16 protein-coding genes are annotated in these 18,590 nt (G+C 65.8%); 10 read left to right on the top strand and 6 right to left on the bottom strand.

Annotated elements, in window-relative coordinates:
- The first annotated feature begins 224 nt into the window (after window positions 1-224).
- The 4 genes from EYS42_RS02625 (at window position 225) to EYS42_RS02610 (ending at window position 4,806) form a co-directional block, all read left to right on the top strand.
- Window positions 225-1,715 carry an argininosuccinate synthase gene (locus EYS42_RS02625; protein ID WP_130966283.1) on the top strand — a complete coding sequence of 497 codons (1,491 nt, stop codon included), beginning with the start codon at window positions 225-227 and terminating at the stop codon, window positions 1,713-1,715.
- A 22-nt stretch (window positions 1,716-1,737) separates the two neighbouring features.
- On the top strand, window positions 1,738-2,055 hold the full coding sequence (ppnP, locus tag EYS42_RS02620) for a pyrimidine/purine nucleoside phosphorylase (RefSeq protein WP_130966282.1): 318 nt from the start codon (window positions 1,738-1,740) through the stop codon (window positions 2,053-2,055).
- A 457-nt stretch (window positions 2,056-2,512) separates the two neighbouring features.
- A complete protein-coding gene (locus EYS42_RS02615; RefSeq protein ID WP_165456610.1) occupies window positions 2,513-3,550 on the top strand; it encodes a GGDEF domain-containing protein in 1,038 nt (345 codons plus the stop codon).
- Window positions 3,547-4,806 (top strand): GGDEF domain-containing protein, encoded by a 1,260-nt coding sequence (locus EYS42_RS02610; RefSeq protein ID WP_130966280.1) that lies wholly within the window; start codon window positions 3,547-3,549, stop codon window positions 4,804-4,806. The genes EYS42_RS02615 and EYS42_RS02610 overlap by 4 nt, the downstream gene beginning before the upstream one ends.
- 13 nt (window positions 4,807-4,819) lie before the next feature.
- Here the strand turns inward: EYS42_RS02610 and EYS42_RS02605 are convergent, their stop codons facing one another.
- Together EYS42_RS02605 and murB are read right to left on the bottom strand one after the other, a co-directional pair.
- The gene (locus tag EYS42_RS02605; protein ID WP_245503471.1) at window positions 4,820-5,629 is read right to left on the bottom strand and encodes a CsgG/HfaB family protein; all 810 of its coding nucleotides are present in this window, start codon (window positions 5,627-5,629) and stop codon (window positions 4,820-4,822) included.
- A gap of 74 nt (window positions 5,630-5,703) precedes the next feature.
- Window positions 5,704-6,720, bottom strand: a complete 1,017-nt coding sequence (gene murB / locus EYS42_RS02600; RefSeq protein ID WP_425358861.1) for a UDP-N-acetylmuramate dehydrogenase — start codon at window positions 6,718-6,720, stop codon at window positions 5,704-5,706.
- 50 nt (window positions 6,721-6,770) lie between these two features.
- On the opposite strand from murB, the gene EYS42_RS02595 reads away from it, so the two are divergent.
- The 6 genes from EYS42_RS02595 to EYS42_RS02570 all read left to right on the top strand — a co-directional run bounded on the left by EYS42_RS02595 (window position 6,771) and on the right by EYS42_RS02570 (window position 13,075).
- Window positions 6,771-7,259 carry a YajQ family cyclic di-GMP-binding protein gene (locus EYS42_RS02595; RefSeq protein ID WP_130966278.1) on the top strand — a complete coding sequence of 163 codons (489 nt, stop codon included), beginning with the start codon at window positions 6,771-6,773 and terminating at the stop codon, window positions 7,257-7,259.
- Window positions 7,260-7,321: 62 nt separating this feature from the next.
- Entirely contained in the window at window positions 7,322-8,008 is a 687-nt protein-coding gene (locus EYS42_RS02590) for a retropepsin-like aspartic protease family protein (RefSeq protein ID WP_342635509.1), read from the top strand.
- Window positions 8,009-8,191: 183 nt separating this feature from the next.
- Entirely contained in the window at window positions 8,192-9,394 is a 1,203-nt protein-coding gene (locus tag EYS42_RS02585; protein WP_130966277.1) for a 3-oxoadipyl-CoA thiolase, read from the top strand.
- A gap of 38 nt (window positions 9,395-9,432) precedes the next feature.
- On the top strand, window positions 9,433-10,617 hold the full coding sequence (locus tag EYS42_RS02580; protein ID WP_130966276.1) for an acyl-CoA dehydrogenase: 1,185 nt from the start codon (window positions 9,433-9,435) through the stop codon (window positions 10,615-10,617).
- Between the two features lie 51 nt (window positions 10,618-10,668).
- Window positions 10,669-11,865, top strand: a complete 1,197-nt coding sequence (locus EYS42_RS02575; protein ID WP_130966275.1) for an acyl-CoA dehydrogenase family protein — start codon at window positions 10,669-10,671, stop codon at window positions 11,863-11,865.
- A 52-nt stretch (window positions 11,866-11,917) separates the two neighbouring features.
- Complete coding sequence (locus EYS42_RS02570) at window positions 11,918-13,075, top strand: acyl-CoA dehydrogenase family protein (protein ID WP_130966274.1); 1,158 nt, start codon at window positions 11,918-11,920, stop codon at window positions 13,073-13,075.
- 4 nt (window positions 13,076-13,079) lie between these two features.
- Here EYS42_RS02570 and EYS42_RS02565 read toward each other — a convergent pair whose 3' ends face one another.
- The 4 genes from EYS42_RS02565 to EYS42_RS02550 are packed head-to-tail and all read right to left on the bottom strand — an operon-like array spanning window position 13,080 to window position 18,582.
- Window positions 13,080-13,910, bottom strand: a complete 831-nt coding sequence (locus EYS42_RS02565; RefSeq protein ID WP_130966273.1) for an MBL fold metallo-hydrolase — start codon at window positions 13,908-13,910, stop codon at window positions 13,080-13,082.
- Between the two features lie 22 nt (window positions 13,911-13,932).
- Window positions 13,933-15,294, bottom strand: a complete 1,362-nt coding sequence (locus EYS42_RS02560) for a sigma-54-dependent transcriptional regulator (protein WP_130966272.1) — start codon at window positions 15,292-15,294, stop codon at window positions 13,933-13,935.
- Window positions 15,291-17,282: a sensor histidine kinase gene (locus EYS42_RS02555; protein ID WP_130966271.1), complete on the bottom strand. Its 1,992-nt coding sequence runs from the start codon at window positions 17,280-17,282 to the stop codon at window positions 15,291-15,293. The genes EYS42_RS02560 and EYS42_RS02555 overlap by 4 nt, the downstream gene beginning before the upstream one ends.
- A 16-nt stretch (window positions 17,283-17,298) precedes the next feature.
- Entirely contained in the window at window positions 17,299-18,582 is a 1,284-nt protein-coding gene (locus tag EYS42_RS02550; RefSeq protein WP_130966270.1) for a Glu/Leu/Phe/Val family dehydrogenase, read from the bottom strand.
- Between the last annotated feature and the right edge of the window lie 8 nt (window positions 18,583-18,590).

Below are 18,590 nucleotides of genomic sequence, written 5' to 3'. Positions count from 1 at the left end.
AGCACAAGGCGGCGTGGAACAAGCGGGCAGGGCGGTTTTCGGACAGACGAACCTCCAGATACAACACCTTCGATTGCTCCTGAATCTTCTGCCAAGCGCCATTGGGGGCAGCCCCGGAAAAGCGGTCGCCAGGCGGTCAGATTTCACGGCTTCGCCGGCTATTTCGTGGAGGCGCCGCCGGGGGCCTAAAATCTCGGCTTTCGTCTGACTGAACCTGAACGAACATGTCCAAATCCGCCAAGGCTGTGAAAGCCGTCGCCAAGCCTGCCAAGCCCGCCAAGACGGCTGTGGCCGCTCCCGCCACTGCTGCGCCTCAGGCCGCTGCCACCGCAGCCAAGCCCTCGGTCAAGAAGGTCGTGCTGGCCTACTCCGGCGGCCTGGACACCTCCATCATCCTGAAGTGGCTGCAGGACGAGTACCACTGCGAAGTGGTCACCTTCACCGCCGACATCGGCCAGGGTGAAGAGATCGAGCCCGCACGCGCCAAGGCCCTGAAGATGGGCATCAAGCCCGAGAACATCCACATCGAAGACCTGCGCGAAGAATTCGTGCGCGACTTCGTGTTCCCCATGTTCCGCGCCAATGCCCTGTACGAAGGCGAATACCTGCTGGGCACTTCCATCGCCCGCCCGCTGATCGCCAAGCGCCTGGTCGAGATCGCCAAGAAGAGCAAGGCCGACGCCATCTCGCACGGCGCCACCGGCAAGGGCAACGACCAGGTGCGTTTCGAGCTGGGTGCCTACGCGCTGCTGCCCGGCGTGAAGGTGATCGCCCCGTGGCGCGAGTGGGACCTGCTGAGCCGCGAAAAGCTGCTGGCCTACGCCGACAAGCATGGCATCCCGGTGGACTTCAAGAAGCGCAAGGGCGGCGCCCCGTATTCGATGGACGCCAACCTGCTGCACATCAGCTACGAAGGTGGCGTGCTGGAAGATCCGAACTTCGAGCCTGAAGCCAACATGTGGCGCTTGACCGTGTCGCCCGAGAAGGCGCCCAACAAGGCCGAGACCATCGAGCTGACCTACGCCAAGGGTGACGTGGTCGCCATCAACGGCGTGAAGATGAGCCCCGCGCAAGTGCTGACCAAGCTGAACGAGCTGGGCGGCAAGCACGGCATCGGCCGCCTGGACAAGGTCGAGAACCGCTACGTGGGCATGAAGAGCCGCGGCTGCTACGAAACCCCTGGCGGCACCATTTTGCTGACCGGCCACCGTGCCATCGAGTCGATCACCCTGGACCGCGAAGTGCTGGCCCTGAAGGACGACCTGATGCCCCGTTACGCACGCCTGGTCTACAACGGCTACTGGTTCAGCCCCGAGCGCGAACTGCTGCAAGGCCTGATCGACGCCTCGCAAGCCACCGTGAACGGCACCGTCAAGCTCAAGCTGTACAAGGGCACCATCATGTGCACCGGCCGTGAGTCGGCCACCGACAGCCTGTTCGACGCCAAAATCTCGACCTTCGACGACGACGGCGGCGCCTACAACCAGGCCGATGCAGCCGGCTTCATCAAGCTGAACGCCCTGCGCCTGCGCATCGGCGCCAACGTGAAGGCCAAGCGCGCTGCTGCGGGCAAGGCTGCCAAGCCTGTCGCCAAGAAGCCTGCCGCAAAGCCTGCTGCCAAGCCGGCCGCTGCCCCCAAGGCCGCCGCCAAGCCTGCTGCTGCCCCGAAGGCCGCGCCCAAGGCTGCTGCCCCCAAGGCCGCCAAGGCCAAGTGATCGATTCAACGGAGTTTCAACCATGACCACCACCACCCTGGCCGGCACCGTCAACACCCAGGCCAATGTGTACTTCGATGGCAAGTGCGTGTCGCACACCGTCACCCTGGCCGACGGCACCCGCAAGTCGGTTGGCGTGATCCTGCCTGCCTCGCTGACCTTCAACACCGGCGCACCCGAGATCATGGAAACGGTTGCAGGCCGCTGCGCCATCAAGCTGGCAGGCTCTGACGAATGGAAGAGCTACGGTCCGGGCGAAAGCTACAACGTGCCGGGCAACTCCTCGTTCGAGATCAAGGTGGAGGGTGAGCCCTACCACTACATCTGCCACTTCGGCTGATCCAGTCGCGTTCCTTGATGCCTCTTACGCCTCTTCGGAGGCGTTTTTTGTGTCCGGCTGGTCTGCGTTCACCCCGCGAGCTCGATGGCAGACGGCTCCGTTTGTGGGAAAGTTATCGGGCTGTTGATGTTTCTCAGCGTTAAGCGCACACCGTGGCGGGCGCTTGTGTCATCCTGAGCACTTCAACGAGGAGTCCGTTGCTTTGCCTGTTGTGCCGTCACCATGTGCTGCCGCGTCACCTGATCAGGTGCTCGAGAAGCTTGGGTTGATCGAAGACTGCCTGGCAAGGCCCTCATGGTGGTTGCACTTCCCTCGTCCTCTGGAGGGTTGGTACCATCAAGATGGCTTGTTGAGGCGACTCACCGTGGTCACTCTGGTGGGTTTGGCTTCCATCATCCTGTTCGCTGGGGTGATGCTTGTCGACTGGCTCATGACCCCTTCAGTGTTCCTGGAGGGTATGTTCGTCAGACTGGTGGCGTTCCCCGTGGCCCTGCTGCCTGGCATCTGGTTGCTCCATCGGTGGCCGGTGCACTGGTTCATCGAGTGGGGGGTGGCTTTGGCCGGCCTGTATGCCCTGGCACTCAGCGGTCTCCTGATCTGGCTGGACAGCGGCCACATGGCCTTCATTCGCACCGTCGAGGTCAACCTGGTGGTGATCTTCACGTGTGCTTTGGCCCGGTTCTTCCCGGCGTGCCTGATGGCTGCAGGTGCCATGGGGGTTCACCTGGCCTTGATGTCCACCGTGCCTGATCCCACGGGGGTGATGGCCACGCCCATCACACTGCTGCTTTGCGCCACCCTGATTTTCACGCTGTACGCCAGCTACAAGCTCGAGCGCGACGAGCGCATGGCGTTCCTGCTGGGCCTGCGTGAGCGGGCCCTGGACCATGCCCTCGAGCAAGAGCATGACCGCATGGCAGGGCTGGCCACCACAGACGCGCTCACCGGGGCCGCCAACCGGCGCAGTTTCGAGCAGTACCTGCACGACTCGACCGAACGTGCGCGCCAGCAAGTCCAGCCGCTCACCCTGGTCATGGTCGACATCGACCACTTCAAGAAGTACAACGACCACTATGGGCATCAGGCGGGTGACGAGTGTCTGCGCCAGGTGTGTCGTGCCATGAACGACTGCCTCAGGCGGCCACTCGACATGGTGGCCAGGCTGGGCGGAGAAGAATTCGCTGTGGTGCTGCCCGAAATGGAGGGGGCTGATGCCCTGGCCGCTGCAGAACGCCTGCGCCGCGCAGTGGCGTCGCTGGCCTTGCCACATGCCCGCTCGCTCACCTCGGACATCGTGAGCATCAGTGTGGGGCTGGCCTCTACCCACGGCCGCGATGGCCTCGACGCGGGCAGCTTGCTGGCCCGAGCCGATGCAGCCCTGTATGCAGCCAAGGAACTCGGGCGCAACCGTGTGGTGCAAGCTGACGCGCTGCCTTCGACACCGGTTGCCGACCAAGGCATCGCGCCCTCCGGCGCGCTTGGAGCGGTTTCATGAACGCTTGGTCTATGGTGCAGGCCTTGCGCGCTTTGATGGGCTGGCGCCCTCCGGCCTTGAAGTTCACGGACCCGACGATGGAGGCTCGGTTTGCCGATTCGCGCAAGGAGGCCCGTCTCAACCACCACCTGGTCAGTGGCGCGGTCGCACTGGTCATCTACAACGTCTTCCTGGCTGTCGATACCATCCTCGTACCCGATGCCGTGGAGCTTGGCTGGCGTATCCGCCTGCTTTACTTCACGCCGCCCGCACTGTTGTTGCTGGTGGGGACCACTGCGTTCAAGAAGGACGTGCTGGCCCTGCCGGGGTGGTTGATTGACACGATCGTGATGCTGACAGGCATCGGTGCAGGAGTGAGTCTGCTGGTGATCGTGGCGCACTCGCAAAGCCCGTTGGCCACGACCTACTATGCGGGCCTGATGCCCATCGTGATCTACGGTAACCTTGTGCAGCGATTTCCCTTTCAATATGCCGCCGTTTTCTCGGGCTTTACCTGTGGCATGTTGGTCGGGCGAGTGGTCTACGCTGGCCGACCTCCGGGGTCGTTTGGCTGGCAGATGGAGCTTTCGCTGGTCATGCTGGTGCTGCTGATCACGGCCTACACACTGGTGATGAACTACCGGCTGGAGCTGGAAGAGCGGCGTCGGTTTGCAGGCTCTGATCGGGCACAGACCCTGCGCGATGCGCTGGAGGCTTCAAGGCGCGCTTATGCCCGCCTGTCTCGCCTGGATGGCCTGACTGGCTTGCCCAACCGACGCGACTTCGAGGCGCATCTGGCACAGGCCTGGGCTGAGCATCGCCATACGCGGCAGCCCGTGGCCTTGTGCCTGATCGACGTCGACCATTTCAAGGCCTACAACGATCGCCATGGACACCCGGCCGGTGATCAATGCCTGAAACTGATCGCCCAGGCGATGGCCAGCGCGGTCAGTGGCGGTGGTGCAGTGCTGGCCCGGTGGGGGGGCGAAGAATTCATCGTGATGCTGCCCTGGGCCACCGAGGCTTCGGCGTGCCGGCTGGCCGACAGCCTGCAGCAGGCGGTCTCGGGGCTGAGCCTTCGGCACGAGGCTTCGCCCAGTGGCGCTCGGGTTTCCATCAGCCAGGGTTTGTGTCTGATGGCTCCCGACCAACCAGGCGCATCGGTGGACCGGTTGATCTCGATGGCTGACGATGCCTTGTACCGCGCCAAGCGTCAGGGGCGTGACAGGTGGGTGCTCACTTCCGCTGACCTGCCCTTGAATGAGCTCACGCCCTGAACGGAGCCTGTGGTCATTCTTTGCCGTTGGAGGCGAATTCGATGCGCTCCACCACGTTCTTTTTGGCCAGCGTGTCGGTCACGAACGCTGTCGAGCGAACCAGAAGATCTCGTGCGACCTCCTCGAGAGGAGATCCGCTGATGGCCGCATGGCTGCCGCCAAAACCCACGCCAGCCCAGCCTGCGGCGGAAACACCGAAACCGTTTCGCTGGTTGTTGGCTTCAAATGTTCTGGAGCCCATGAGTTTGGCTTTGTTCACATCAACGAGTCGGAGATCCATGTTCATCCAGACTTTGGACTTTTTGAAGTCCACGCTGCCGGCCAGCAGCGCGATGGGCTTGGGCAGAAACCCCAGGCCGCCCAACCCTGTGGAGCTTTGTTCGAAGCCCAGCGACGTGATGGACCCGGTCACCATGTAATCTGCAGCCTCGGCCTCCACCTTGCGCCCGACCAGCGCCAGTTCCTTGTTCAGTTCTTCCAGAGCGGCACGCTCCATGATTTCGAAGCAGCCCGTCTGTGACAGTGCAGTGGCCAGCATTTCCGTCATGCCCGTGCCCACACCGGTGTAGCTGGGTTGGTTCACGGTATTGCCTGTGCCGATGCTTTCCCACCACTTGTAACGGCGAGGGTCTTCACCTCCGGCGTTCGAACCACAGTCCACCGATTTGCACTTGATCTCGCCGATCATCACCTTGGCGACGGGTTTGTCGCACCGTGGCACGGCGATCTTGCGCTCACCCACCGAACTGGGTTCAGCGGCGCAATGCAGCGCGATGCCGGCGAGCAGAGCGGCAGCGGCGAAGCGGATGGACATGTCTGGCATGGCGGGACTCCCTTGGAATGAATCCCGGCATCTTGATGCAAGTTGTTCGCGCCACACCCCCCTCCAAGGGGGGATCACACCACCACGGGCTCAGGCTCCAGCCGGATGCCGAAGCGTCCGTACACGCTCTCCTGAATCGCACGCGCGAGGGTGACCACCTCGGCGCCACTGGCTCCGCCGCGGTTGACCAGCACCAGGGCCTGCTTTTCATACACCCCGGCGCGACCGATGGACTTGCCCTTCCAGCCGCACGCGTCGATCATCCAGCCGGCGGCCAGCTTGAAGCTGCCGTCCTCCATGGGGTAGTGCACGATGTGCGGGTCGCGCGCGATGATGTCGCGGCATTGCTCGGGCGTGACCACCGGGTTCTTGAAGAAGCTGCCGACATTGCCCACCACGGCCGGATCGGGCAGCTTGGCGCGGCGCACGGCGCACACCCAGTCGAAGATCTGCTGGGCGCTGGGCTCGGTGATGCCGGTTTCCTGCACCTTGCGCTCCAGCTCCAGGTAACCCAGCACCGGCTGCCACGGCCTGGGCAGGCGCAGGCGCACACGCGTGATGATGCTTTTGCCGGCCAGGTGCTGCTTGAACACGCTGTCGCGGTAACCGAAGCGGCATTGCTCGGCGGTCAGGGTGATGGTGCGGCCCGTGACCAGGTCGACCGCGTCGAGCGATTCGAAGCGGTCTTTCAGCTCGATGCCGTAGGCCCCGATGTTCTGCACAGGGGCTGCACCCACCGTGCCCGGGATCAGAGCCATGTTTTCCAGGCCGGGCAGGCCTTGTGCCAGGCACCACTGCACGGTGTCGTGCCAGTTCTCGCCGGCGCCCACTTCCACGATGTGGCAATCGTCGCGGGTTTCGACCAGGGCGCGGCCTTTCACCTCCAGCTTGAGCACGCAGGCATCGAGGTCGCGGGTGAGCACCAGGTTGCTGCCGCCGCCCAGGATGAATTTCGGGGCGCGGCCCAGCTCGGGGTCACCCAGCAGGCGGCGCACGTCGGCTTCCGACGTGATGCGCACCAGGGTGCGGGCCACGCAGGGCAGTCCGAACGTGTTGTAAGGCTTGAGGTTGGTGCCGTTTTCGACGGCCAGGGGCGAGTGCATGGCAGAATTTTCGCAGACCCCAAAGGAGAATTGATTCCATGCCCAGTTTTGACGTGAAGCTCGACCCCAACCTGGAGGCCGTCGGCAATGCCGTGGACACCAGCGCGAAGGAAATCGGCACCCGCTTCGATTTCAAAGGCACCAGTGCCGCGGTTGAGTTCAAGAAGAAGGAAAAAGAGGTCGTGATCTTTGCCGACAGCGACTTCCAGGTCGAGCAGGTGCGCGATGTGCTCTACAGCAAGCTGACCAAGCAGAAGGTGGACATCCGCTTCCTGGACCTGGGCAAGATCGAGAAAATCGGTGGCGACAAGGTCAAGCAGGTGGTCAAGATCAAGGCCGGCATCGACGCAGAGCTGGCCAAGAAGGTGGTCAAGGTCATCAAGGACAGCAAGATGAAGGTCAACGCCAGCATCCAGGGCGAGGAAGTGCGCATCACGGGCAACAAGCGCGACGACCTGCAGGCCGCGCAAGGCGTGATCCGCAAGGAGCTCGATTACCCCTTCGACTTCGGCAACTACCGCGACTGACCCCACTGAACGCCCGGCTTGCCGGGCGTTTTCACACGATGACGCACACACAACAGACAGGGATGACGATGGTGCTTGGGCGACTGGCGGTCTGGGCCTTGCTCGTTGGCCTGATCGGCTCGGCTGACCTGACGCACGGCCAGGGTGCTGGGGGCGCACACAGCGTGGCCATGACCGGTGCGATGGGCAACAAGGCCTTGTTGGTGATCGCTGGCAGCGCGCCCAAGGCCCTGGCTGCCGGCGACAGTCACCAGGGTGTCAAGGTGCTGAGCGTGGCCGGTGATTCGGCGGTGGTCGAGGTGGCGGGGCAGCGCCAGACGATCAGGCTGGGCGGAGCCCCCGTGAGCCTCGGTGATCAGCCCGGGCAAGGCGGTGCACGCGGAGAGCGGATTGTGCTTACCTCAGGCAGCGGCGGGCATTTCACCACCGCAGGCAGCATCAATGGCAAAGCGGTTCGCTTCATGGTGGACACGGGTGCCACCTCGGTGGCCATGGGGGCAGCAGAGGCGAGGCGATTGGGCATCGACTACGAGAAAGGCCAGCGGGGCATGGCCCATACGGCCAATGGCTCGGTTCACACCTACCGGGTCAAGCTCGACCGTGTACGCATTCAGGACGTGGAAGTCTTCAACGTGGACGCCACCGTGATGCCCAGCAACATGTCCGAGATCCTGCTGGGCAACAGTTTCCTCAACCGGTTCCAGATGCAGAAGGCCGCCGATCAGTTGACCCTGATCCGTCGATTCTGATCCATGTTCTGCTTTGCAGAACTGTTTTTGTTTTTGCAGAACAGTTAAGCCTGATTTGTCTGCGGATTGCGGGAGGGGCTGAGGGCGATCTCTGGTTGATCATGCTCAGCAGCGCTGCTAGACTGCGTCGCGCTGGGGGGTGTTTCATTGTTCTGCTTTGCAGAACTTCAAACGGAGATCCACGTGCTCGACGCTTACCTCTACGACGGCCTGCGTTCGCCCATCGGGCGCCATGCTGGGGCCTTGTCGGCTGTGCGGCCCGATGACCTGGTGGCCGACGTCATGCAGGCCTTGCTGGCCCGCAGCCCCTTCCGCCTTGACCAGATCGAAGACGTGATCCTGGGTTCGACCAACCAGGCCGGTGAAGACTCTCGCAACGTGGCCCGCAACGCGGCCTTGCTGGCGGGCTTTCCCGTGAGCGTGCCCGGGCAGACGGTGAACCGCCTGTGCGCCAGCGGCCTGGCCGCCGCCATCGACGCGGCCCGGGCCGTGACCTGCGGCGAAGGGGCCCTGTACCTGGCCGGTGGCGTGGAAAGCATGAGCCGCGCGCCCTTCGTCATGGCCAAGGCCGAATCGGCCTTCAGCCGCGACATCCAGGTGTTCGACACCACCATCGGCTCGCGCTTCCCCAACCCCCGCATCACCGGGCCCTACGGCGCGCACACCATGCCTGAAACGGGTGACAACGTGGCGCATGACCTCGGCATCACCCGCGAGCAGGCCGACACCTTCGCGCTCGCCTCGCAGCACAAATTCGGTCGCGCCCAGGCCGACGGCTTTTTCGCAGGCGAGATCCACCCCATCGCCGTGCCCACCGGCCGCAAGACGCCGCCCGTGGTGGTGGCCACCGACGAACACCCGCGCCCTGACGTGAGCCTGGAGGCCCTGGCCAAGCTGCGCCCGCTGTTCGAAGGCGGCGTGGTCACGGCGGGCAATGCCTCGGGCATCAACGATGGCGCTGCGGCCTTGCTGCTCGGCAACCGCGCGGTGGGTGAGCAGGCCGGGGCCCAGCCCATGGCCCGCTTGCTGGCGGCTGCCGCTTCCGGTGTGGCCCCACGCGTCATGGGCCTGGGCCCGGTCGAGGCCATTCGCAAGGCCACGGCCCGTGCGGGCCTCACGCTCGACCAGCTCGACATCATCGAGATCAACGAAGCCTTTGCCAGCCAGGTGCTGGGCTGCCTCAAGCAGCTGGGCGTGGCCTTCGATGACCCGCGCGTCAACCCCAACGGCGGCGCCATCGCCGTGGGTCACCCGCTGGGTGCTTCCGGTGCACGCCTGCTGCTCACGGTGGCGCGCGAGCTGCAGCGCCGCCAGGGCCGCTACGCCGTGGTCAGCCTGTGCATCGGGGTGGGCCAAGGCCTGGCCCTGGTCATCGAGCGCTGCTGAGTTTTTTCTTTTTCCCGTCGCCTTCACAGGACACCCCCATGTCTGCTGCCAAAGCCTCCTTCCAGTGGGAAGACCCCTTCATGCTGCACTCGCAGCTGTCTGACGACGAACGCCAGGTGATGGATGCGGCCCGCGCCTACTGCGAAGGCCGCCTCATGCCGCGCGTGCGCGATTCCTTCCGCCACGAAACCACCGACCTGGCCATCTTCCAGGAGATGGGCGAGCTGGGCCTGCTGGGCGTGACCATCCCCACCGAGTACGGCGGTGCGGGCCTGAACTACGTGAGCTACGGTCTGGTGGCCCGCGAGGTCGAACGTGTGGACTCTGGCTTTCGCTCGATGATGAGCGTGCAGTCGTCGCTGGTGATGGTGCCCATCAACGAGTTCGGCTCTGAGGCGCAGAAGCAGAAGTACCTGCCCAGGCTGGCGCGTGGCGAATGGATCGGCTGCTTCGGCCTGACCGAGCCCAACCATGGCTCTGACCCCGGCAGCATGGTGACCCGCGCGCGCAGCGTGCCTGGGGGCTTCGAGCTGACCGGCGCCAAGATGTGGATCACCAATTCGCCCGTGGCCGATGTGTTCGTGGTGTGGGCCAAGAACGATGCGGGCAAGATCCGTGGCTACATCCTGGAAAAGGGCATGGCGGGCCTGAGTGCGCCGGCCATCCACGGCAAGGTGGGCCTGCGCACCTCCATCACGGGCGAGATCGTGATGGACAAGGTGTTCGTGCCGGCCGAGAACGAGCTGCCCCATGTGGAAGGTCTCAAGGGCCCCTTCACCTGCCTGAACTCGGCCCGCTACGGCATCTCGTGGGGTGCCATGGGCGCGGCCGAATTCTGCTGGCACGCCGCGCGCCAGTACACACTCGACCGTACCCAGTTCGGCCGCCCGCTGGCCGCCAACCAGCTGATCCAGAAAAAGCTGGCCGACATGCAGACCGAAATCGCCCTGGGCCTGCAAGGCTCGCTGCGCCTGGGCCGCATGAAAGACGAAGGCACGGCCGCCCCCGAGATCACCTCGCTGATGAAGCGCAACAACTGCGGCAAGGCGCTGGACATTGCCCGCGTGGCCCGCGACATGCACGGCGGCAACGGCATTTCCGACGAATACGGCGTGATCCGCCACGTGGTCAACCTGGAGGTGGTCAACACCTACGAAGGCACCCACGACATCCACGCCCTGATCCTGGGCCGCGCCCAGACCGGCATCCAGGCCTTCAGCTGACACCGGGTCGCCACGAGACCCGACCACGCACACACCGACGGAGACACCGACATGGACCTGACCTTCACCCCCGAGCAGGAAGCCTTTCGCCAGGACATTCGCGCCTGGGTGCGCGAGAACCTGCCGGCCGAGATTTCCGAGAAGGTGCACAAGGCGCAGCGCCTGAGCAAGGACGACATGCAGCGCTGGGCGCGCATCCTGGGCCGCAAGGGCTGGCATGGTTACGGCTGGCCGCGCCAGTTCGGCGGCCCCGGCTGGGATGCCGTGCAGCGCCACATCTTCGAAGAAGAGTGCGCCATGGCCGGCAGCCCGCGCATCGTGCCTTTCGGCCCGGTGATGGTGGCGCCCGTCATCATGGCCTTCGGTTCGCCCGAGCAGCACGAGCGCTTCCTGCCCGGCATCATGAGCGGCGATGTGTGGTGGAGCCAGGGCTACAGCGAGCCGGGTTCGGGCTCTGACCTGGCCTCGGTCAAGACCCGCGCCGAGCGCCATGGCAACGTCTACATCGTCAATGGCCAGAAGACCTGGACCACGCTGGGCCAGCATGGCGACTGGATCTTCTGCCTGGTGCGCACCAACACCGAGTGCAAGCCGCAGGCCGGCATCTCCTTCCTGCTGATCGACATGAAGTCGCCCGGCGTGAAGGTGCGGCCCATCCTCACGCTCGACGGCGAGCACGAGGTCAACGAAGTCTTCTTCGACGACGTGGAAGTGCCGGTCGAGAACCTGGTGGGCCAGGAGAACATGGGCTGGACCTACGCCAAGTACCTGCTGGCCCACGAGCGCACCAACATTGCCGACGTGAACCGCGCCAAGCGCGAGCTGGAGCGCCTCAAGCGCATCGCGCAGGCCGAAGGCGTGTACGACGACGTGCGCTTTCGCGACCAGATCGCGCTGCTGGAAGTCGACATCGTGGCGCTGGAGATGATGGTGCTGCGCGTGTTGAGCGCCGAGCAGGGCGGCAAGAAGGCGCTGGATGTGGCGGGCCTGCTCAAGATCCGTGGCAGCGAGATCCAGCAGCGCTACACCGAACTGATGATGCTGGCCGCAGGCCCGGCCGCCTTGCCTTTCCTGATGGAGGCCATGGAGGCCGGCTGGCAGGGTGACCAGTACGCGGGTGGTTTTCCGGGCGGCCGCGTGGACAGCGCGCCGCTGGCCTCGAACTACTTCAACTACCGCAAGACCACCATCTACGGTGGTTCCAACGAAGTGCAGCGCAACATCGTGGCGCAGACCCTGCTGGGCTGAGCCTGCACAGGGCCTCAGGTTTCAAGCGACACATTCGCCAAAGGACGCCGACATGGATTTCGATTTCACGCCCGACCAGGATCAACTGCGCGACATGGTGGCCCGCTGGGTGCACAAGGACCACACCTTCGACCACCGTCGGGCGCTGGCCAAGGCCGGTGGCGCACAGGGCATCGACCCCAGCAGCACCTGGGAAGCCCTGGGGGGGCTGGGCCTGCTGGGCCTGGCCGTGCCCGCCGACTTCGACGGCATGGACATGGGCCCGGTGGAGGCCATGGTGGTGATGGAAGAGCTGGGCCGCGGCCTGGTGGCCTCACCGTATGCGGCGGCCAGCCTGATGGGCGCGGGCCTGCTGCGTGACCATGCGCCGGCCGCTTTGCAGCAGGCCTGGTTGCCACGTGTGGCCGAAGGCACAGCACGTGTGCTGCCGGCCCTGCAGGAAAAGGGCGCGCGCCACCGCCTGAACGTGGTGGCCACCACGGCCGTGCAGCAAGGTGGTCAGTGGTTGTTGAGCGGCGTGAAGAACCTGGTGCCCGTGGGCGGTGATGACGGTGTGGCCGAGGCCTACATCGTGCCGGCCCGCGTGCGTGGCGATGTGGCCAGCCGCGAAGGCATTGCCTTGTTCCTGGTCGAGAAGGGCGCGGCGGGCCTGCAGACGGCGCTGTACCCGCTGCAGGATGCGTCACGCGCGGCCGAGCTGCGTTTCGACCACACGCCTGCCACGTTGATCGTGGCCGAGGGCATCGACGCGCTGGAGCACATGGTCGACATCGGCATCGCGGCCCTGTGTGCCGAAGGTGTGGGCGCCATGGAAGCCTTGCTGGCGCTGACGGTGGACTACCTGAACACGCGCAAGCAGTTCGGCGTGGTCATCGGCAGTTTCCAGGCCCTGCGGCACCGCGCGGCCGACATGAAGATGCAGCTGGAGCTGGCTCGCTCCATGAGCTACTTCGCCACGCTCAAGCTCACGGCGCCTGCGGCCGAGCGCCGCCGTGCGGTCGCGCAGGCCAAGGTGCAGCTGGGGCAATCGATGCGCTTTGTGGGGCAACAGGCCACGCAGCTGCACGGTGGCATCGGCGTGACCGACGAATACGTGGGCGCGCACTACTTCAAGCGCCTGACCTGCATCGAGCTGTCGCTGGGCGACACCCTGCATCACCTGGGCGAGGTGTCGGCCCGCATGACCGAGCACGCGGGCGTGGTGGCCTGAACCTTCACACCGCCGCAGCCGTGGCGAGTGTGTCGAACTCCACGGGGTCGTGCGCACAGAACAGCGTGACCTCGTGCCCGTGGTCACGCTTGAGCTCACGCAGGCGCTGCTGGTTGGCCATGCGGGTGGCCCCGTCCATCTGCACCAGGTTCTGGAAAATGCGCAGGCCCAGCGGGCAGGTGGGGTCCATGTCGGTTTCGCCACGGTAGAAGTAGGCGTCACCGCAATGCAGCATCCAGCCTGAATCGCCCTTGACGGCGATGCCGCAGTGGCCCCGCGTGTGGCCCGTCAGGGGCACCAGCAGCACCTCGTCGTCGGTGCCGGGCAGGGCGCGCATGGCCTCGAAGCCCATCCAGCGCTCGCCCGCCACCTCGTGGCGCACCCAGGCCGGCCCGTGGGCCCACTGGTGCGGCAGATAGCGCCCCTTTTCCTGCAGGGTGGGGCGCGACAGGGCCGCGTCCAGCTCGCGTTGGAACACATGCACCTGGGCCTTGGGGAAGTCGCCCAGGCCGCCGGCATGGTCCAGGTCGAGGTGGGTGGGCACGACGTGCCGCACATCGGCCGGATCGAACCCCAGTTCGCGGATCTGGAACAAGGCGGTGTCCGACATGCGGTATTGCGGGTTCACGACCGCATTGAAGGCCAGGCCCATGCGCGAGGGCTGGGCCACATCGGCCGTGCCGATGCCGGTGTCCACCAGGATCAGGCCATCGCGGCCCTCGATCAGCAGGCAGTGGCAGCACATCTTGGCCTTGCCCAGCCAGCGGCCTTCGCCGTTGATCAGGCGCTGGCCCAGGGGGCACATCGAGCCGCAGTTGAGGTGGTGGATGCGCATGGGCCAGAGTCTCCTTGAAGGATCAGGACTGCAAGCCGTGCTTCCTGATCTTGTCGTGCAGCGTGGTCTTGGCCACTTTCAGGGCCTCCGCGCATCGTGCCACGTTTCCGCCCTGGCGCTCCAGCTCGGCCTGGATCAGCTCGCGCTCGAAGCGCTCGACCGCCTCGGCCAGGGGCAAGCCGCCCGCATCCGCCACGGGGCTGGCCGAGCCCGACGGGGCGCCCAGCACGGCATTGGGCACGCCCAGCACCAGGCAGTCGGCCACGTTGCGCAGCTCGCGCACATTGCCCGGCCAGTCGTGCTGCATCAGGCGCGACATCTGCTCGGCGCTGATCTCGGGCTGCGGCCGGTGGAAGCGTTCGGCCGCCAGCAGGCCGAAGTGCGTCATCAGCATGGGGATGTCTTCGCGGCGCTCGCGCAGGGGCGGCAGCACGATGTTGACCACGTTCAGTCGGTAGTACAGGTCGGTGCGGAAGCTGCCGTCCCTGGCCTTGTCCTGCAGGTTCTCCTTGGTGGCGGCCACGAAACGGCAGTGCACCGGCACCGACTGGTTGGCGCCCAGGCGCTCCAGCTGGCGTTCCTGCAGCACGCGCAGCAGCTTGATCTGCATGGGCATGGGCATGGTTTCCAGCTCGTCGAGGAACAGCGTGCCGCCGGCGGCGAACTCGATCTTGCCGATGCGGCGTTTTTGCGCGCCCGTGAAGGCACCGGCCTCGTGGCCGAACAGCTCGCTGTCGAGCAGGTTGTCGGGCATGCCGCCGCAGTTCAGCGCCACGAAGGGCTGCTCGCGCCGGCCCGAGCAGTCGTGCAGGGCCTGGGCCACCAGCTCCTTGCCGCAGCCGGTTTCGCCATGCACCAGCACATCGACCGGCGAATCGGCCACGTCCATGATCAGTTTGCGCACGGCGGCCATGGCGGCCGACTTGCCGATCAGCTTGCCTTCGATGCCGTTGCGGAAGGCCAGCTGGCGGCGAAGCTGCCCCACCTCCAGGCTCAGCAGGCGCTTTTCCAGGGCCTTGCGCACCACCTCGGTCAGGTGCTCGGGCGCAAAGGGCTTGGGGATGAAGTCGTAGGCGCCGCTGCGCATGGCATCGACCGCCAGGTTGATGTCGCCATGGCCGGTGATCATGATCACGGGCAGGGCCTTGTCATGCTGCTGGCACAGGCGCACCAGCGACAGGCCGTCGGCCTTGGGCAGACGCATGTCGGTCACGACCACGCCCACGCCACCTTGCATGATGCGCGTGAGCGCCTGCTCGGCCGAGGCCACGCCCTCCACGGGCAGGCCGGCCAGCTGCATGGCCTGCACGCAGCCCAGGCGCAGGGCCGGGTCGTCCTCGACGATGAGGATCAGGTGCTCGGGGGCAGGGACGGTCGCGGTCATGGCAGCGGGTTGGCAGCGGGGGCTGAATGTTCGGTCGTGGGGGGATCGGCCGTTTCACCGGGCTCCGGTGCACGGCTGGGCAGATCGATGATGAAGCGCGCACCGCCCTCAGGCAGGTTCTCGGCCCGCAGTTCCCCCTGGAAGCTGCGCACGATGTCGCGCGAGATCGACAGGCCCAGGCCCAGCCCTTCACCGCGGGGCTTTGTGGTGAAGAAGGGCTCGAAGAGCCGGTCTGCCCCGTGGGCGGGCAGGCCGGGGCCGTTGTCGTCGATCAGCAGGCGGATGCGGTTCGGGTCGGCCACCTCGGTGTGCAGGTGCAGTGTGCGGTGGGGCTGGTCTTTCATGGCATCCAGCGCATTGCCGATCAGGTTCACCAGCACCTGTTCCAGCCGATTGGGTTCGCCCCACACTTCGATGGCCTCGTCCTGGCAGTCGTTGTGCAAGCTCACGTGGTCGCTGCGCAGGCGCGCCACGAACAGCAGCAGCGCATTGTTCACGGCCTGAGAGAGGTCCATGCGGCTGGCGGTGGCCGGTGCCTTGCGCGCAAAGCCCTTGAGTGACTGCACGATCTCGCCCATCTGCTCGGTCAGGCGGGTGATCAGCGCCAGGTTGCTGCCCACCGTGGCCAGGTCGCCGCGCTGCAGAAAGGCACTGGAATTGCCGGCCAGCGTGCGGATGGCGCCCAGGGGCTGTGACAGCTCATGCGTGATGCCGGTGGACATCTGGCCCACCGCCGCCAGTTTGGCCGCTTGGATGAGCTCGTCCTGCGCTTCGCGCAGCGTGTGTTCGGCCTGGATGCGTTCGGCCACTTCCTTGCGCAGGCGCTCGTTGGCGCTGGCCAGGGCGCTGGTGCGGCGCGCCACTTTCGACTCCAGGTCGGAGTTGGCTTTTTCCAGCATGCGCTTGGCCGCCAGCTTCTGGCGCACCAGGCGCTGGCGCTGCTGCACCACCAGCCACAGCAGGCATACGAAGCCGGTGGCCACGGCCGACAGCATGGCCACCATCACGGCCTGCTTGCGCACGCTGTCGACCTCGTGCAGGCTCCACAGGCGCCAGCCCATCTTGCGCAGGTCGCGGGGCACGGCCATCAGGGTTCGGCCCAGGCGCTCCTGGAAGGCGTGGTTCGACAGCACCAGCCCGTCCCGGCGGGTGACCTCGCTGGGGTTGACCAGCTCGGGGCCCAGGGGAAACAGCCGCAGGCGGCTTTCGCTGTACAGCTGCGCGATCTGCAGCTCGATGCGTTTTTCGATCGGGGTTTCGGCCAGTCGCTGGTACAGCCAGTCGGGCTCGGAAGCCAGGATGATCACGTCGTGTTCATCGACGATCACGGCGGGCGTGGCCAGCATGGCCCACAGCTGCTGCACGGGTTGCAGCGAGATCTTGATGACGGCCACGCCCACGATGCGGCCTTCCTGACGGATGGGGTTGGCCAGGTAGTAGCCCGGCTGGCGGCTCGTGTTGCCGATGGCGAAATGCCGCCCCACCTGCCCGGCCAGGGCCGTGAGGAAGTAGGGCCGGAACGACAGGTCTTCGCCCATGAAGCTGCCGGCTTCGCGGTAGTTGCTGGTGCCCACCACCGTGCCACGGGTGTTCAGCACATACACCGCCATGCTGCCCAGCTGGGCGTTGAGCTTGGCCAGGTAGGCATTGACCGGCACGGTCGAGGCATTGGGCTGGGGGGCGGCCAGCAGGGCCAGCACTTCCTGGTTCAGCTGGATGGTGGCGGGCACCGTTTCCAGCCGGTTCAGCATGCCCTCCATGGCCGAGTTGAACAGCTCAAGCTTGTGCTCGGTGTTCGAGCGCGAGGCCGCCAGGCCCTGGCGCCAGCTGGCCTCATACGCCAGCAAGCCGGTGGCCAGCATGGCCAGCGCCACCAGCAGGGCGCCCACCATGATGCGGCTGCGGCGCACCACCTCCTGCACCGACACATCGCCCGTGAGCAGGGCGTCACGGATCGATGTCTGCGTGTCGGGGCTGTCGTCAGGCATGACCCAAGGATATCAGTCAGGGGTACAGGCCACGCATGGCACGGGCTTGCAGCACGCGGGTGCAAGCCTGGATGAAGGCCGCGGTGCGCAGGTTCACGCCTCGCTCCTGCGAGAGCTGCCAGATGGCGGCAAATGCCTCGGTCAGCACGCGGTCGAGCTTGTCCATGATGTCCTGCTCGGTCCAGAAGAAGCTGGTGGCGTTCTGCACCCACTCGAAGTAGCTCACCGTCACGCCACCGGCATTGGCCAGCACATCGGGCAGCACCACGCAGCCGCGGGCGTTCAGCACGTCTTCGGCTTCGGGGGTGGTCGGGCCGTTGGCGCCTTCCACGATCAGGCGGGCCTGGATCTGGCCCACATTGGCCAGCGTGATCTGCTTTTCCAGGGCGGCGGGCAGCAGGATGTCGCAGGGCGTCTGCCAGAACTGCTCGCGGCTCAGGAAGGTGGTGCCGGGCAGGTCGCTCCACTGGCCACCCCGGGCCAGGTGCTCGCTCACGGCCACGGGGTCGATGCCGGCTTCGGCGTGCACGGTGCCGGCCACATCCTGGATGGCCACGATGCGGGCACCGGCCTGGTGGAAGGCCCGTGCGGCGGCGCTGCCCACATTGCCGAAGCCCTGGATGGCCACGCGGCTGCCCGGCAGCTGCATGCCCAGTTTCTGGCAGGCCTCGCGGGCCACCACGTAGCAGCCCTGGCCGGTGGCGTCACGGCGGCCCAGGCTGCCGCCCATGGTCACGGGCTTGCCGGTGACCACGCCGGTGTGCATGGCCCCGTGGTTGATGGCGTAGGTGTCCATCATCCAGGCCATGACCTGGTCGTTGGTGTTCACATCGGGGGCCGGGATGTCTTGGTCCGGCCCGATGAAGTGGCCCAGCTCGCTGGTGTAGCGACGCGTCAGCCGTTCCAGTTCGCCCAGGCTCAGCTGCTTGGGGTCGACGCGCACGCCGCCCTTGGCGCCGCCGTAGGGCAGGTTCACGGCGGCGTTCTTGATGGTCATCCAGCCCGACAGGGCCATCACTTCCGACAGGTTCACCTCGGGGTGAAACCGCACGCCGCCTTTGCCTGGTCCGCGCGACAGGTTGTGCTGCACGCGGTAGCCCTCGAAGTGCTCGATGCGGCCATCGTCCATGCGCACGGGCACATCGACGATCAGCGTGCGCTTGGGACGGCGCAGGGTGTCGGTCCAGCGGGCCAGGTCGCCCAGGTGGGGCTCCACCCGGTCCAGTTGCTCCAGGAACATGCCCCAGGCGCCGGGGGCGTCTTCGGGCAGGTAAGAAGGAATTCGAGGCGTATGAACCATGGGGAGAC

It is taken from the genome of Aquabacterium lacunae (assembly GCF_004310865.1).
GTDB lineage: Bacteria > Pseudomonadota > Gammaproteobacteria > Burkholderiales > Burkholderiaceae_C > Aquabacterium > Aquabacterium lacunae.
The sequence above is the reverse complement of the archived record's forward strand: the minus strand, read 5'-3'. Positions and strand labels throughout refer to the sequence as shown.

What these genes read in the sequence shown, in the direction of transcription:
- EYS42_RS02570 (WP_130966274.1), top strand. Translation starts at nt 11,918, where the DNA reads ATGGATTTCGATTTCACGCCCGACCAGGATCAACTGCGCGACATGGTG.
- ppnP (WP_130966282.1), top strand. Translation starts at nt 1,738, where the DNA reads ATGACCACCACCACCCTGGCCGGCACCGTCAACACCCAGGCCAATGTG.
- EYS42_RS02615 (WP_165456610.1), top strand. Translation starts at nt 2,513, where the DNA reads ATGTTCGTCAGACTGGTGGCGTTCCCCGTGGCCCTGCTGCCTGGCATC.
- EYS42_RS02555 (WP_130966271.1), bottom strand. Translation starts at nt 17,282, where the DNA reads ATGCCTGACGACAGCCCCGACACGCAGACATCGATCCGTGACGCCCTG.
- EYS42_RS02580 (WP_130966276.1), top strand. Translation starts at nt 9,433, where the DNA reads ATGTCTGCTGCCAAAGCCTCCTTCCAGTGGGAAGACCCCTTCATGCTG.
- EYS42_RS02565 (WP_130966273.1), bottom strand. Translation starts at nt 13,910, where the DNA reads ATGCGCATCCACCACCTCAACTGCGGCTCGATGTGCCCCCTGGGCCAG.
- EYS42_RS02625 (WP_130966283.1), top strand. Translation starts at nt 225, where the DNA reads ATGTCCAAATCCGCCAAGGCTGTGAAAGCCGTCGCCAAGCCTGCCAAG.
- EYS42_RS02590 (WP_342635509.1), top strand. Translation starts at nt 7,322, where the DNA reads ATGACGATGGTGCTTGGGCGACTGGCGGTCTGGGCCTTGCTCGTTGGC.
- EYS42_RS02560 (WP_130966272.1), bottom strand. Translation starts at nt 15,294, where the DNA reads ATGACCGCGACCGTCCCTGCCCCCGAGCACCTGATCCTCATCGTCGAG.
- EYS42_RS02595 (WP_130966278.1), top strand. Translation starts at nt 6,771, where the DNA reads ATGCCCAGTTTTGACGTGAAGCTCGACCCCAACCTGGAGGCCGTCGGC.
- EYS42_RS02550 (WP_130966270.1), bottom strand. Translation starts at nt 18,582, where the DNA reads ATGGTTCATACGCCTCGAATTCCTTCTTACCTGCCCGAAGACGCCCCC.
- EYS42_RS02575 (WP_130966275.1), top strand. Translation starts at nt 10,669, where the DNA reads ATGGACCTGACCTTCACCCCCGAGCAGGAAGCCTTTCGCCAGGACATT.
- EYS42_RS02610 (WP_130966280.1), top strand. Translation starts at nt 3,547, where the DNA reads ATGAACGCTTGGTCTATGGTGCAGGCCTTGCGCGCTTTGATGGGCTGG.
- EYS42_RS02605 (WP_245503471.1), bottom strand. Translation starts at nt 5,629, where the DNA reads ATGCCAGACATGTCCATCCGCTTCGCCGCTGCCGCTCTGCTCGCCGGC.